The organism is Pseudomonas sp. BIC9C, from assembly GCF_034541995.1.
GTDB lineage: Bacteria > Pseudomonadota > Gammaproteobacteria > Pseudomonadales > Pseudomonadaceae > Aquipseudomonas > Aquipseudomonas fluorescens_CC.
Genome location: NZ_JAWDGM010000003.1, coordinates 59,865 through 72,948, shown reverse-complemented (window position 1 = coordinate 72,948; position 13,084 = coordinate 59,865). Strand labels below are relative to the sequence as shown.

At 62.4% G+C, this 13,084-nt stretch carries 13 protein-coding genes; 6 read left to right on the top strand and 7 right to left on the bottom strand.

Annotated features, from left to right (window positions below):
- Nucleotides 1–84: 84 nt before the first annotated feature.
- The 7 genes from guaB to RS887_RS14920 all read right to left on the bottom strand — a co-directional run bounded on the left by guaB (nt 85) and on the right by RS887_RS14920 (nt 5,897).
- The gene (gene guaB, locus RS887_RS14950; protein ID WP_111281193.1) at nt 85–1,554 is read right to left on the bottom strand and encodes an IMP dehydrogenase; all 1,470 of its coding nucleotides are present in this window, start codon (nt 1,552–1,554) and stop codon (nt 85–87) included.
- 241 nt (nt 1,555–1,795) lie between these two features.
- Nucleotides 1,796–2,344 carry a sugar ABC transporter ATPase gene (locus tag RS887_RS14945; protein ID WP_322615967.1) on the bottom strand — a complete coding sequence of 183 codons (549 nt, stop codon included), beginning with the start codon at nt 2,342–2,344 and terminating at the stop codon, nt 1,796–1,798.
- 186 nt (nt 2,345–2,530) lie between these two features.
- Nucleotides 2,531–3,712, bottom strand: coding sequence for a formate-dependent phosphoribosylglycinamide formyltransferase (gene purT / locus RS887_RS14940; RefSeq protein ID WP_322615966.1), 1,182 nt, complete (start codon nt 3,710–3,712; stop codon nt 2,531–2,533).
- Between the two features lie 99 nt (nt 3,713–3,811).
- On the bottom strand, nt 3,812–4,279 hold the full coding sequence (locus RS887_RS14935; RefSeq protein ID WP_322615965.1) for a VUT family protein: 468 nt from the start codon (nt 4,277–4,279) through the stop codon (nt 3,812–3,814).
- A gap of 210 nt (nt 4,280–4,489) precedes the next feature.
- Nucleotides 4,490–4,705 carry a DUF1289 domain-containing protein gene (locus tag RS887_RS14930; protein ID WP_322615964.1) on the bottom strand — a complete coding sequence of 72 codons (216 nt, stop codon included), beginning with the start codon at nt 4,703–4,705 and terminating at the stop codon, nt 4,490–4,492.
- Nucleotides 4,702–5,226, bottom strand: coding sequence for a gamma carbonic anhydrase family protein (locus tag RS887_RS14925; protein ID WP_111281182.1), 525 nt, complete (start codon nt 5,224–5,226; stop codon nt 4,702–4,704). The genes RS887_RS14930 and RS887_RS14925 overlap by 4 nt, the downstream gene beginning before the upstream one ends.
- 71 nt (nt 5,227–5,297) lie before the next feature.
- A complete protein-coding gene (locus RS887_RS14920) occupies nt 5,298–5,897 on the bottom strand; it encodes a CoA pyrophosphatase (protein WP_322615963.1) in 600 nt (199 codons plus the stop codon).
- A gap of 147 nt (nt 5,898–6,044) precedes the next feature.
- On the opposite strand from RS887_RS14920, the gene RS887_RS14915 reads away from it, so the two are divergent.
- The 6 genes from RS887_RS14915 to ptsP all read left to right on the top strand — a co-directional run bounded on the left by RS887_RS14915 (nt 6,045) and on the right by ptsP (nt 13,064).
- On the top strand, nt 6,045–6,596 hold the full coding sequence (locus RS887_RS14915; RefSeq protein ID WP_322615962.1) for an NUDIX hydrolase: 552 nt from the start codon (nt 6,045–6,047) through the stop codon (nt 6,594–6,596).
- Nucleotides 6,597–6,717: 121 nt separating this feature from the next.
- Nucleotides 6,718–7,221 carry a L,D-transpeptidase family protein gene (locus RS887_RS14910; protein WP_111281176.1) on the top strand — a complete coding sequence of 168 codons (504 nt, stop codon included), beginning with the start codon at nt 6,718–6,720 and terminating at the stop codon, nt 7,219–7,221.
- Nucleotides 7,222–7,516: 295 nt separating this feature from the next.
- Nucleotides 7,517–8,248, top strand: a complete 732-nt coding sequence (locus RS887_RS14905) for a GntR family transcriptional regulator (RefSeq protein ID WP_322615961.1) — start codon at nt 7,517–7,519, stop codon at nt 8,246–8,248.
- A 39-nt stretch (nt 8,249–8,287) separates the two neighbouring features.
- Nucleotides 8,288–9,394 (top strand): N-acetylglucosamine-6-phosphate deacetylase, encoded by a 1,107-nt coding sequence (gene nagA, locus RS887_RS14900; RefSeq protein ID WP_322615960.1) that lies wholly within the window; start codon nt 8,288–8,290, stop codon nt 9,392–9,394.
- Complete coding sequence (locus RS887_RS14895; RefSeq protein WP_322615959.1) at nt 9,375–10,397, top strand: SIS domain-containing protein; 1,023 nt, start codon at nt 9,375–9,377, stop codon at nt 10,395–10,397. Before nagA ends, RS887_RS14895 begins: the two co-directional genes overlap by 20 nt.
- Nucleotides 10,398–10,547: 150 nt before the next feature.
- Nucleotides 10,548–13,064, top strand: coding sequence for a phosphoenolpyruvate--protein phosphotransferase (gene ptsP, locus RS887_RS14890; RefSeq protein ID WP_322615958.1), 2,517 nt, complete (start codon nt 10,548–10,550; stop codon nt 13,062–13,064).
- The last annotated feature ends 20 nt before the right edge of the window (nt 13,065–13,084 follow it).

Here is a 13,084-nt window from a genome sequence, read left to right as displayed (position 1 = left end):
AAGTCATTCAGAAACAGTCGTGATTCAGAAACAACTCGGGGCTGAATAAAACAGCCCCGGTTGCTTAGCTTGTTGCTTGAAGGCTCAACCTACGCGGTAGTTCGGCGCTTCCTTGGTGATCTGCACGTCGTGAACGTGGGATTCGGCCATGCCTGCGCCGGTGATCCGCACGAACTCGGGCTTGGTGCGCATCTCTTCGATGTTGGCGCTACCGGTGTAGCCCATCGAGGAGCGCAGGCCGCCCATCAACTGGTGGATGATCGCGCTCAGGGTGCCCTTGTACGGAACACGCCCTTCGATGCCTTCCGGAACCAGCTTCTCGGCGCCTGCCGAGGAGTCCTGGAAGTAACGGTCGGAGGATCCCTGGGCCTGGGACATGGCGCCCAGCGAACCCATGCCGCGATAAGCCTTGTACGAACGGCCCTGGAACAGTTCGATCTCGCCCGGCGCTTCTTCGGTACCGGCGAACATCGAGCCCATCATCACGCAGGAGGCACCGGCCACGATGGCCTTGGACAGGTCACCGGAGAAACGGATACCGCCGTCGGCGATCAACGGCACGCCAGTGCCTTCAAGGGCAGCGGCGACGTTGGCGATGGCACTGATTTGCGGCACGCCGACACCGGCGACGATACGGGTGGTGCAGATCGAGCCAGGGCCGATACCGACCTTGACCGCGTCAGCGCCGGCTTCGGCCAGGGCCTTGGCGGCAGCGCCGGTGGCGATGTTGCCGCCGATCACCTGTACTTCAGGGAAATTCTCTTTAACCCAGCGAACGCGGTCGATCACGCCTTTGGAGTGACCGTGAGCGGTGTCGACCACCACCACGTCCACACCGGCATTGACCAGGGCCGCCACGCGGTCACCGGTGTCTTTACCGGTACCGACTGCAGCACCCACACGCAGACGACCTTGATCGTCCTTGCTGGCCAGCGGGTAGGCCTTGGCTTTTTCGATGTCGTTGACGGTCATCATGCCTTTGAGGGCGAATTTGTCGTCGACGATCAGTACGCGCTCGATGCGGTGCTTGTGCAGCAATTCACGCACATCGTTCTTGTTGGCGCCTTCCTTGACCGTGACCAGACGCTCTTTGGGCGTCATCACTTCACGGACACTGACGTCCAGACGGTTTTCGAAGCGCACGTCACGGGAAGTGACGATGCCGACCAGGTCGCCATCGTGCAGTACCGGAACGCCGGAGATGTTGTGCAGGCGGGTCAGTTCGAACAGGTCACGCACCGTGGCGTCGGCTTCGATGGTGATCGGGTCCTTGACCACACCGGCTTCGAACTTCTTGACCTTGCGCACTTCGGCAGCTTGCTGCTCGATGGTCATGTTCTTGTGGATGATGCCGATACCACCTTCCTGAGCCATGGCGATTGCCAGACGGGCTTCAGTGACGGTGTCCATGGCGGCGGAGACCAGTGGAATATTCAGCTCGATGCCACGGGTAAGGCGGGTCTTGAGACTGACTTCGTTAGGAAGCACCTCGGAATAACCAGGCACTAGGAGAATGTCGTCGAATGTCAGAGCTTCTTGGCTGATACGCAGCATCGCGGGGGCTCCCGAGCGGGAAAATGGAAGCGCGCCATTATAGTCAGACACCCCTTCGGGTTCAATGTAAAACTCTGTCTATTATTGGCATTACTGATATACGGGGATTACGGCGGTACGGATTGCTGCTTTTTTGTGGGAGCGAGCCTGCTCGCGATGAGCTTGAAGGCGACGTTTGTTTTCAGACAGCACGCGTCATCGTTCACGACCATCGCGAGCGAGCTCGCTCCTACAAAGGTCATCAGAGTTCGACTTTCACCCAACTGACCGGCTGATCCAGCCAATCGGCGAATTCATCGAGAAAGCCCTGCTTGAACCCGGCTTCGGCCCAGTTGTTGAAGATGAAACCGAGGTTGGAGAAGCCGCATTCCTGCAGGAACAGGAAGCCGTTGATTTCGTCTTCATGCCCGCATTCCGGACAGGTGAAGTTATCGGTACGCCCCGGCATCCAGTCTTCCAGGCTTTCGAACAGGGCTTCACCCACTTCCTTGCGGCACTCGGCGCAGCCCGCTTCGCCAAGAAAACCCTTGGCTGGCGTATAGATGCAGCGCTTGGTGATGATCTCCAGACCATTGACCGGCTCGCCGAATGGCAGCGCGTCCGGGTGCAGGACCACCCCACGGGCACCCTCGGCGATGGCGTGGCCCATGCGATTGCCGGTGCGGCCGCACGTGGTCAGCTCTTCCCGGACGATGTTCTTGCGCACCAGCCAACGCACAACGGCCCGGGCCCGGGGTTCGTGTACCGGCAGGGTGGAGATTTTCGGGACGATGATGCTTTGCGAGTTCATGGGGTACAGGCCTGAAGCTTTGATGAAGGGTCTTGGGCACCCCCAAATTATAGAGACTGAACACCGAACCTGTGGGAGCGGGCTTGCTCGCGAAGAGGGAGTGTCAGTCAACATCAATGTGTCTGACACACCGCTTTCGCGAGCAAGCCCGCTCCCACAGGGATACGGGCTGGGCCGCGAGGGTTTTTACAGCTCGACAACAACCGCCTGCGACGCACGGGTCGCCTTGGCGCGGGCGGCTTCGATCGACTCGTCGCGAGCCAGGGCAACGCCCATGCGGCGCTGGCCGTTGACTTCAGGCTTGCCGAACAGGCGCAGCGCGGTATCCGGCTCGCTCAAGGCTGCGCCCAGATTGGCAAATGCGGTCTGGGTCGACTGCCCTTCCACCAGGATCACCGCCGAAGCCGATGGCCCGAACTGACGGATCAACGGGATCGGCAGGCCGAGAATGGCCCGTGCATGCAGGGCGAACTGCGACAGGTCCTGGGAGATCAGGGTCACCAGGCCGGTGTCGTGCGGGCGCGGCGAAACTTCGCTGAACCACACCTGATCACCCTTGATGAACAACTCGACCCCGAACAGACCACGGCCACCCAGGGCTTCGGTCACAGCTTTGGCGACGCGTTCGGATTCAGCCAGGGCAATCGGGCTCATGGCTTGCGGCTGCCAGGATTCCTGATAGTCGCCCTTCTCCTGACGGTGGCCGACCGGCGCGCAGAAAGTGGTACCGCCGACGTGGCGCACGGTCAGCAAGGTGATTTCGTAGTCGAAGTCGATGAAGCCCTCGACGATCACCCGACCTTTGCCGGCACGGCCTCCTTCCTGGGCGTAGTCCCAGGCTTTCTGCACGTCATCGACGCTGCGCAGCAGGCTCTGGCCCTTGCCCGAGGAACTCATGACTGGCTTGACCACACAGGGGAAACCGAGGTCTTCGACGGCCTTGCTGTAGTCCTCGAAAGTGTCGGCGAAATGGTACGGCGAGGTTGGCAGGTCCAGCTCTTCAGCCGCCAGGCGACGGATGCCTTCGCGGTTCATGGTCAATTGCGCGGCGCGGGCGGTCGGGATCACGTTGAAACCTTCGGCCTCCAGCTCCACCAGGGTCGCGGTGGCGATGGCTTCGATTTCCGGCACGATGAAGTGCGGTTTCTCGGCTTCGATCACGGCACGCAGGGCAGCGCCGTCGAGCATGTTGATCACATGGCTGCGGTGCGCCACCTGCATGGCCGGCGCGTTGGCGTAGCGGTCCACGGCAATCACTTCAACGCCCAGACGTTGCAGCTCGATCACCACTTCCTTGCCCAACTCGCCACAGCCACACATCAATACGCGGGTCGCGGTAGGCGACAATGGAGTTCCGATACGGCTCATCTGAAGGTCCTCAAGAAGCGGATCATCGAGGATACGGCGCAATAGGCGCGATCCATTGGGAGAAAGCGCGGCATTTTACATGAACCGCGGGGTTTGGCTTCAGCTGACGAGAGCCTGTTTGCGCAGGCGCCAGGCCATGATCAGCCACACGGCGGTGACCCCGGCGAACTTCGAGCCCAGGGCGGTGAGGATCACCCCCGGCGTCAAAGCGTCGATCATGCCGAAAAAGATAAAGGTATCGAGGGGAATGCTCAGGGCCGAACTTATCCACAGGCGGTCGTGCAATGGGCGCCTGGTGATGCTGAACACCAGCCAGTCGATGCACTCGGACACCGCGAACGCCGTAGCGCTGGCCAGGGCGATGGACGGATCGGAAGTGACATAGGACAACACCAGCGCCACCAGCATCGCCACGAGGGCGCCATGCCCGAACCGGGCTTGCACCATGTCGCGCAACACAAACACCAGCCCGCCCCAGGCCGACCAGATGATGTCCAGCTGCGGCGCGGTGGAAAAGGCGTAGTTGATCAGCACGACGCTGCTGATGTAGGCGATCAGGAAGAGCATGGGCGGGGGAAGTACCTGTAAATTTGGTGCACAGGGTACTTCATCTTCGGATCACAAATAACCTGTGGCGAGGGAGCTTGCTCCCGTTGGGCTGCGAAGCGGCCCCCGTTTGACCGAGGTTGCATGACTGGCGCACCGCATGTTCTGATTTTGGGACCGCTCCGCGCTCCAACGGGAGCAAGCTCCCTCGCCACAAAAGCGCCGACCGGCTCAGGAGTCAGATTTGGAAGGCAACATCCAGATCAACCCACTGGCCTTGGCCCGCTCATGACACAACCCCAGCACCTGGCGCCGCTCGTCGTTGGTCATGCGGCTCCAGCGGGTGATCTCCGCCACCGTGCGTTGGCAACCGGTGCAGATATCATCGTCATCCAGCGCACAAATGTTCACGCAGGGCGACGGCACCGGGCGTTCAGTCGTGCTCATTGTTCCTGCTCGGCCAGGTCGCGGGCATAACGCTGCGAGTTGTGCACGTAGTGAGCAGCGCTGGCTTCCAGCATTTTGATTTGCGGCTCGGTCAATTCTCGAACCACTTTGCCGGGCGAGCCCATGACCAGCGATCCATCCGGAATCTCCTTGCCCTCGCCGATCAGCGAGTTGGCGCCGATGATGCAATTCTTGCCGATCCTTGCACCGTTGAGGATCACCGCGTTGATACCGATCAGGCTGTTGTCGCCGACGGTGCAGCCGTGGAGCATGGCGTTGTGGCCGATGGTCACGCCGGTGCCAATGGTCAGCGGGTAGCCCATGTCGGTGTGCATCACGGTGCCGTCCTGGACATTGCTGTTCTTGCCGATCAGGATCAACTCGTTATCGCCGCGCAGCACGGCGTTGAACCAGACGTTGGCGCCCTCTTCCAGCTTGACCTTGCCCACCAGCACGGCATTGGGAGCGACCCAGCTCTGTGGATGGGTTTCGACGCGGGCGTCGCCCAGGCGGTATTTCATTGTTGTTTTCCTCAAGGCTCAGGCAGGCTTTTTTCAGCCAGATCAGGATTCAGGCCATGCGAACGATGGCTTCAGATATTGATGAAGCTTTTGGGAGGCTGGTGCAGGCTGATTTTGGCGTCATACAGCAGGTTGATCAACTCGACGATCATGATCGCCGTCAGCCCCCAGATCTTGTACTCGCCATAGCGATAGCTCGGCACGTACCAGCTGCGGCCCTGATAGTCGATGCGATGGGTATGTTCGCGGGGGTCTTTGCGGAAGAACTCCAGGGGCACGCTGAACACCGCGGCGATCTCGGCATCGTTGGCCCGGTATTCGACAAAATCCGGGATGACCCCGACATAGGGCGTGACCATGATGCCATGCAGGCTGATCAGCGGGCTGAGCGGGCCGATCACCTCGACCAGCCCCGGCGGCAGTCCGATCTCTTCTTCGGCTTCACGCAGGGCGGTGAAAATCAGGTCGGAGTCTTCGGGGTCACGACGCCCGCCTGGAAAGGCGACTTCGCCGCCATGGGTCGACAGGCCACTGGCACGCAGGGTCAACACCAGCTCAGGCTCGTCACTGCGGGTGATGGGCACCAGCACCGCGGCCTCGGGAAAACGACGGTCGGTCTCCAAGATGCGTGGTGTGTGGTTACTTACCCGATGCAGTAGCTCGTCCAGCATGAGTGTTCTCGATCTGTGCCTTACCCGACATCATGCACCAATCGCTGCGGCCGCCCAACCCCCGCAACAGCCCCATGTCGCGAAACGACAACTTGCCGACAGACACTGCCGCACGCCAAGATAGGCGCAGCATTCAGGAACCCCAGCATGAAATTTTGCAGCCAGTGCGGTAACCCGGTGACCCAGCGCATTCCCGAAGGCGATTCGCGCCTGCGTTTTGTCTGCGACAGCTGTCAGGCCATCCACTACCAGAACCCCAACATCGTCGCCGGCTGCGTGGCGACCTGGGGCACCAAGGTGCTGCTGTGCCGGCGGGCCATCGAGCCGCGACGCGGTTACTGGACCCTGCCCGCCGGCTTCATGGAAAACGGTGAGACCATCGAACAGGCCGCCATTCGCGAAACCGCCGAGGAAGCCTGCGCCCGGGTGCGCAACCTGAGCATCTATACCCTGATCGACGTGCCACACATCAGCCAGGTGCATGTGTTCTTCCGTGCCGAGCTGGCGGACCTGGATTTTTCTGCCGGCCCCGAGAGCCTGGAAGTGCAACTATTCGACGAAGCGGACATTCCTTGGGATGAGCTGGCTTTCCGCACGGTAGGTCGTACCTTAGAATGCTTCTTCGCTGACCGGCGGACCGAGGTCTATCCCGTACGGTCCGAATCGATCCCGCCGCTTGCGCAGCCTGCCATTAGTTGATGCCATATTGGTATCATTCGTAGCCGCTGAAAAATCGTCCGAACGCGGCCCGAGCCTGCGGCAGCTCCTGCAAAAACATCTATAAATAAATAGTCGCGACACCTCCTGGGGAATCGTTTCAATGCGCTGGTTGCTTGCCCTGTTCTGTTTGTCGTTCGTCACGGTGTCCCAGGCTTCTGCCGTGGAAACCCTGGACGGCAAGGTCATCGAGAAAATCCTGATTCTCAAGTCTTCCCATCAATTGCAGTTGATCAATGACGGCAAGCCGCTCAAGACCTATCGCATTTCCCTGGGCAAACGGCCCAAGGGGCCAAAGCTGATGGAAGGCGACAAACGCACCCCGGAAGGCTTCTACTGGGTTGACTGGCGCAAGGTTAGCGACCGCTTCAACCTGGCGATGCACATTTCCTACCCGAACATCAGCGACTCCGCCCGCGCCCGTCGTGAAGGCGTCGAGCCCGGCGGCATGATCATGATCCACGGCACCCCGGACACCGAGGACACCCCGGAAGACCTGTTCCACACCCTGGACTGGACCGACGGCTGCATCGCCATGCGCAACATGGACATGCGCGAAGTCTGGAACCTGGTGCCGGACGGCACGATGATCGAAATCCGCCCGTAACTCCCCCGACCATTGGTCGCCCTCGAAAAATAAATTCAATAAATCTCAGCCTGCGGCAGCTCCTACAGCAGTGATACCACTCTGACCTGTAGACGCTGCCGCAGGCTGCGATCTTTGCTGCTGCATCCCCCTGCGCTAATACCACTTAGAACCACCCTCTGAACAACCGGCCAAAACGGCAGGCTTTCCCACGCCAAAGGCCCAGTGGCGGCGTTGACATGGTATGCAAGTGGTATTAGGTTTCACCTCACAACCGGGCGACAACCATCCTGCAACCGCATCGGACAATGCCTACATGAATGACCTACAAGCCCTGCGCCCCGACGACACCCAACCCACGCCGCTGTACCTGCAACTGGCACGCAATCTGGAAGCGGCGATCCATGCCGGCCAGTGGAAAGCCGAACAGGCCATGCCGTCGGAACGCAATCTGAGCGAGACGTTGGGCATCTCCCGCGTCACCGCCCGCAAGGCGCTGGAAGTGTTGTTCGAACAGGGCCTGATCCGCCGTAACCAGGGCTCCGGCACCTTCATCACGCCGCGCCTCGAACAACCGTTGTCGCGCCTTTCCGGCTTCAGTGAAATGCTCCGCCTCAAGGGTTTCGTGCCCGGCTCGCAATGGCTGGAGCGGGAAATCACCCTGCCGACCCACGAAGAGCTGATCCGCCTCGGCCTGTCGCCCAACGACAAGGTCGCGCGGCTCAAACGCCTGCGCAAGGCCGACGACACCGTGATGGCCATCGAGATGAGCACCCTGCCCGCCTCGATCATTGCCAACCCGCAATTGGTCGGCGACTCCCTCTACGAATTCCTCGACGGCATTGGCAAACCGGTTGTCCGCGCCCTGCAGCATATCCAGGCGATCAACGCCTCGGACGAATTCGCCGCACTGGTCGGCATCGCCCCCGGCACCGCAATGCTGCTGATGACCCGGGTCGGCTACCTGGAAGACAACACGCCCATCGAAGTCACCGACACCTATTGCCGTAACGACTACTACGACTTTGTCGCAGAGCTTCGCCGCTAGGACGCTGCACCGCGAAGCCGTCAAACCAGAGAACCGATCATGTCCGAAGACAACATCCTCACCGCTCACGGCTGGGTTCGCGGCCGACTGGTCCACGCACACGGCAAAGTCGTGTCGATCGAAGGCCAGCCCTGCGATCCGGCAGACAACGACCTGCCGTACCTGCTCCCGGGTTTCATCGACCTGCACGTTCACGGCGGCGGCGGCAAAGACATCATGGAAGGCACGCCAGCCTTCGAAACCATCACCCGAACCCACCTGCGCTTTGGCACCACGTCGCTGCTGGCCACCACCATGACCGCGCCGAACGACGAGATCTTGCGCGTGCTCAAGGCCGTCGGCGAATTCTGCGAGCTGCGGCCCCAAGGCTGCGCCCGGGTGCTCGGCGTGCACCTCGAAGGCCCGTACATCAACCCCGGCAAGCTCGGCGCACAACCCAACTTCGCCCACACGGCGCTGATGGCCGAAGTCGAAGCGTACCTGGCGCTCGCACCGATCCGGGTGATCACCATCGCTCCGGAAATCGCCGGTCACGACACCTTGATCCGTGACCTCAGCAGCCGTGGCATCCGCATGCAGATTGGCCACACCCTGGGCAGTTACGAGGAAGGCGTGGCTGCGCTGGCGGCCGGCGCCAGCAGTTTCACCCACCTCTACAACGCCATGAGCCCGTTGCATCACCGTGAGCCGGGGATCGTCGGTGCCGCGTTGGCCCACGCCCAATACGCCGAACTGATTCCGGACTTGCTGCACGTGCACCCCGGCGCCATTCGCGTGGCCCTGCGCTCGATTCCATGCCTGTACTGCGTCACCGACTCGACCGCGGCCGCCGGCATGCCCGACGGCGAATACAAACTCGGCAGCCACACCGTGACCAAATGCCTGGGCGGCGTGCGCCTGCCCGACGGCACCCTGGCCGGCAGCACGCTGACCATGGATCAGGCCCTGCGCAACCTGGTGAAGATCGGCCTGCCCATCGCCGAAGCCTCGCAGCGCCTGTCGCAATTCCCCGCCGACTACCTCGGCATCACCGAACGCGGGCGCCTGCAACCGGGGGCCTGGGCCGACTGCGTGCGGCTGGATCGCTCATTGAAACTGACCGCCGTCATGGTCGAAGGAGAAGACATTGACTTCAAAAATGCTTGAAGAGGCGCTGTCCTCGTTCGAGGCCGTGCAAGTCCAGTTGCAACAACTCGACCCGCCGATGATCGAGATCGCCGGACGCCTGCGCCGTCAGCCGCCGCAAGTGGTCATGACCGTGGCACGCGGCAGCTCCGACCACGCCGCCAGCTACTTCGCCTACCTGACCATGCAGTTGCTGGGCATTCCGGTGGCCTCGCTGCCAATGTCGGTGGTGACCATGCAACAGGCACCGTTGAAGGTCAGCGGTCAGGTGGCATTCGCCTTTTCGCAATCGGGGCAGAGCCCTGACCTGGTCAACAGCCTGCGCCTGTTGCGCAAGCGTGGCGCCTTGAGCATTTCGCTGGTCAATGCCGAAGACTCGCCACTGGAAGCCGCCTGCGAATTCAGCCTGCCGCTGTGTGCCGGCACCGAACGCAGCGTTGCCGCGACCAAGAGCTTCATCGCCACCCTCAGCGCCAGCGCCCGGCTGATTGGCCACTGGAAAGAAGACACCGAACTGCTCGAAGCCGGCCTCGCCTTGCCCGATGGCCTGCGCGATGCCGCGCAACAGGACTGGAGCCTGGCCATCGACGCCCTGCGCGATTGCCAACGCTTGATGGTGATCGGCCGTGGCGCTGGTTTTGCCATCGCCCAGGAAGCGGCGCTCAAGTTCAAGGAAACCTCGGCGATCCAGGCCGAAGCCTTCAGCAGCGCCGAAGTCCGTCATGGCCCGATGGCCTTGATTGGCGATAACTACCCGCTACTGGTGTTCGCCCCACGGGGTGCCGAACAGGTCGGCTTGCTCAGCCTGGCCGCCGACATGCGCCAGCGCGGCGCCCGTGTCCTGCTGGCCGCCCCGGATGATGTGCTCGAACGCGACCTGACCCTGACCCGCGCCGAACATCCGGCCCTCGACCCGATCCTGGCGATCCAGAGTTTCTACGTGATGGCCGCCGGCCTGGCCGTAGCCCGTGGCATGGACCCGGACCAGCCGCGGCACCTGAGCAAAGTCACTCGTACGCACTAACCACCCATGTAGGAGCGAGCTTGCTCGCGATGGACTAAAGAACGCCGCGTTTATCCAACAAACACGCGTTTTCGTTGACGACCATCGCGAGCGAGCTCGCTCCTACAGGGGCCGCGTCGATCCCAATAGTTTTCCTGATGAGACCGAGCCATGCATAACAACAATAAAGAGCTGACTTTAAGCGCCCCGCTCAGCGGCCCGGTGCTCACGCTCGCCAAAGTCCCGGACCCGGTGTTTGCCAGCGGTGCCATGGGCGACGGCATCGCCATCGATCCACTCAACGACACGCTCCACGCCCCCTGCGCGGGCGTGGTGGTGCATGTCGCGCGCACCGGCCACGCCGTGACCCTGCGCGCGGACAACGGCGCCGAACTGCTGCTGCACCTGGGCCTGGACACCGTCGAACTACAAGGCCAGGGCTTTTCGACGCTGGTGCAGGAAGGTGCACGGGTTGCCAATGGCCAGCCTCTGCTGCGCTACGACCTTGACCGGGTCGCGCAACAATGCAAAAGCCTGGTCAGCCTGCTGATCATCACCAACAGCCAGGACTTTCAGGCACGGCCCATCACCCTCAAATCGGTCAAAGTCGGCGAGCCGTTGCTGCACATCATTCGCCGCCAAGGCGTGGGCGCGCAGGCGGACGCGGAGCTTGCCGGCGAAGAAGTGCTCGGCCACATCCGCATCGCCCATCGTGGCGGCCTGCATGCCCGGCCAGCTGCGTTGATCCGTCAGACCGCGCAAGGTTTCAAAAGCAAATCCCGGCTGCATTTCGCCGGTAAATCAGCGACCTGCGACAGCCTGATCGGGCTGATGGGTCTGGCCGTCGGCGAGCATGACGAAGTGCAGGTCAGTTGCCAGGGGCCGGATGCCGAAGCCGCACTGCAAGCCTTGTTGACCGCACTGTCCACGGCACTGGCCGAAGAGCATCACGCCACCGCCCCGACACCGATGATCCAGCGCAACCGAGTAGCCGAAGCCGGAGTGCTGCACGGTGTCTGCGCCGCTCCGGGGCTGGCCGGCGGGCCGCTGTTTCGCTTGAACGCGATCAGCCTGCCTGCGGATGCCGGGTACAATGACCCGGTGCAGCAACGGCAAACCCTCGACACTGCGTTGACCCAGGTTCGCAGCGAAATCGCCGGCACCCTGGACCAGGCCAGAAAACACAAGAACACTGACGAAGAAGCCATCTTCGCCGCCCATCTCGCGCTGCTGGAAGATCCGGCATTGCTGGACGCGGCCCATCAGTCCATCGACCTCGGCACCGCGGCGACCCACGCCTGGAGCCAATCGATCGACGTGCAGTGCGAGGTGCTCCAGCAGCTGGGTAGCTCGCTGCTGGCCGAGCGCGCCAACGACCTTCGCGACCTCAAGCAACGGGTGCTGCGCGCCCTGCTCGGTGAAGCCTGGCATTACGATGTACCACCCGGTGCCATCGTCGCCGCCCACGAGTTGACCCCATCCGATCTGCTGCAACTGAGTCAGCAAGGTGTCGCCGGTTTGTGCATGGCCGAAGGCGGCGCGACATCCCACGTGGCAATCCTCGCGCGGGGCAAAGGCTTGCCGTGCATGGTCGCACTGGGCGCGTCGCTGCTGGATCAGGATCAGGGCCAGTCGGTAGTGCTGGACGCCGACAGCGGTCGTCTCGAACTGACACCCAGCGCCGAGCGCCTGACGGACGTGCGCCAGCTGCAACAGCAACAGCAACAACGCCGGGCCGAACAACAGGTCCAGGCGCATACACCCGCGCTGACCACCGACGGCCTGCGCATCGAAATCGCCGCCAATGTGGCGTCCAGCACGGAGGCGGCAGACGCACTGGCCAATGGCGCCGACGGCATCGGCTTGCTGCGCACCGAATTTCTCTTCGTCGACCGCCATACCGCGCCGGACGAACAGGAACAACACCACGCCTATCAAGCCGTACTCGATGCCATGGGCGACAAGTCGGTGATCATTCGCACCATCGACGTTGGCGGCGACAAGCAACTCGACTACCTGCCACTGCCCGCCGAGGCGAACCCGGTGCTCGGCCTGCGCGGCATTCGTCTGGCCCAGGCCCGCCCGGAACTGCTCGACCAGCAACTGCGCGCCCTGCTGCACGTCACGCCGTTGTCCCGTTGCCGGATCCTGTTGCCGATGGTGACCGAGGTCGAGGAGCTGCTGCACATCCGCCAGCGCCTCGACGCCTTGTGCACCGAACTGGGCCTGAGCGAGCGCCCGGAGCTGGGGGTGATGATCGAAGTTCCGGCCGCCGCACTGCTGGCTGAACAGCTGGCGGAACACGCGGACTTCCTGTCCATCGGCACCAACGACCTGTCGCAATACACCCTGGCCATGGACCGCGACCACGCCGGTCTCGCTTCGCGGGTCGATGCCCTGCACCCGGCGCTGCTGCGATTGATCGCCCAGACCTGCGCCGGTGCCGCACAGCACAAACGTTGGGTCGGGGTTTGTGGGGCGCTGGCCTCCGATCCGCTAGCCACGCCGGTGCTGATCGGGCTGGGCGTGAGCGAACTGTCCGTGAGCCCGGTGCAGATCGGTGAAATCAAGGATCGCGTGCGCCATCTCGATGCCAGCCAATGCCGTCGCATCAGCCTGGACCTGCTCAAGCTGAGCAGCGCCGGTGCGGTGCGTCACGCCTGCCACCAGCATTGGCCTCTGAGCTGAAGAACAACAAAAAATCCAGG

Bases quoted from the DNA above. Each gene is read 5' to 3' on its own strand.
- ptsP (WP_322615958.1), top strand. From the start codon at position 10,548: ATGCATAACAACAATAAAGAGCTGACTTTAAGCGCCCCGCTCAGCGGC.
- nagA (WP_322615960.1), top strand. From the start codon at position 8,288: ATGTCCGAAGACAACATCCTCACCGCTCACGGCTGGGTTCGCGGCCGA.
- RS887_RS14925 (WP_111281182.1), bottom strand. From the start codon at position 5,226: ATGAAATACCGCCTGGGCGACGCCCGCGTCGAAACCCATCCACAGAGC.
- RS887_RS14920 (WP_322615963.1), bottom strand. From the start codon at position 5,897: ATGCTGGACGAGCTACTGCATCGGGTAAGTAACCACACACCACGCATC.
- RS887_RS14910 (WP_111281176.1), top strand. From the start codon at position 6,718: ATGCGCTGGTTGCTTGCCCTGTTCTGTTTGTCGTTCGTCACGGTGTCC.
- RS887_RS14930 (WP_322615964.1), bottom strand. From the start codon at position 4,705: ATGAGCACGACTGAACGCCCGGTGCCGTCGCCCTGCGTGAACATTTGT.
- RS887_RS14915 (WP_322615962.1), top strand. From the start codon at position 6,045: ATGAAATTTTGCAGCCAGTGCGGTAACCCGGTGACCCAGCGCATTCCC.
- guaB (WP_111281193.1), bottom strand. From the start codon at position 1,554: ATGCTGCGTATCAGCCAAGAAGCTCTGACATTCGACGACATTCTCCTA.
- RS887_RS14945 (WP_322615967.1), bottom strand. From the start codon at position 2,344: ATGAACTCGCAAAGCATCATCGTCCCGAAAATCTCCACCCTGCCGGTA.
- purT (WP_322615966.1), bottom strand. From the start codon at position 3,712: ATGAGCCGTATCGGAACTCCATTGTCGCCTACCGCGACCCGCGTATTG.
- RS887_RS14905 (WP_322615961.1), top strand. From the start codon at position 7,517: ATGAATGACCTACAAGCCCTGCGCCCCGACGACACCCAACCCACGCCG.
- RS887_RS14935 (WP_322615965.1), bottom strand. From the start codon at position 4,279: ATGCTCTTCCTGATCGCCTACATCAGCAGCGTCGTGCTGATCAACTAC.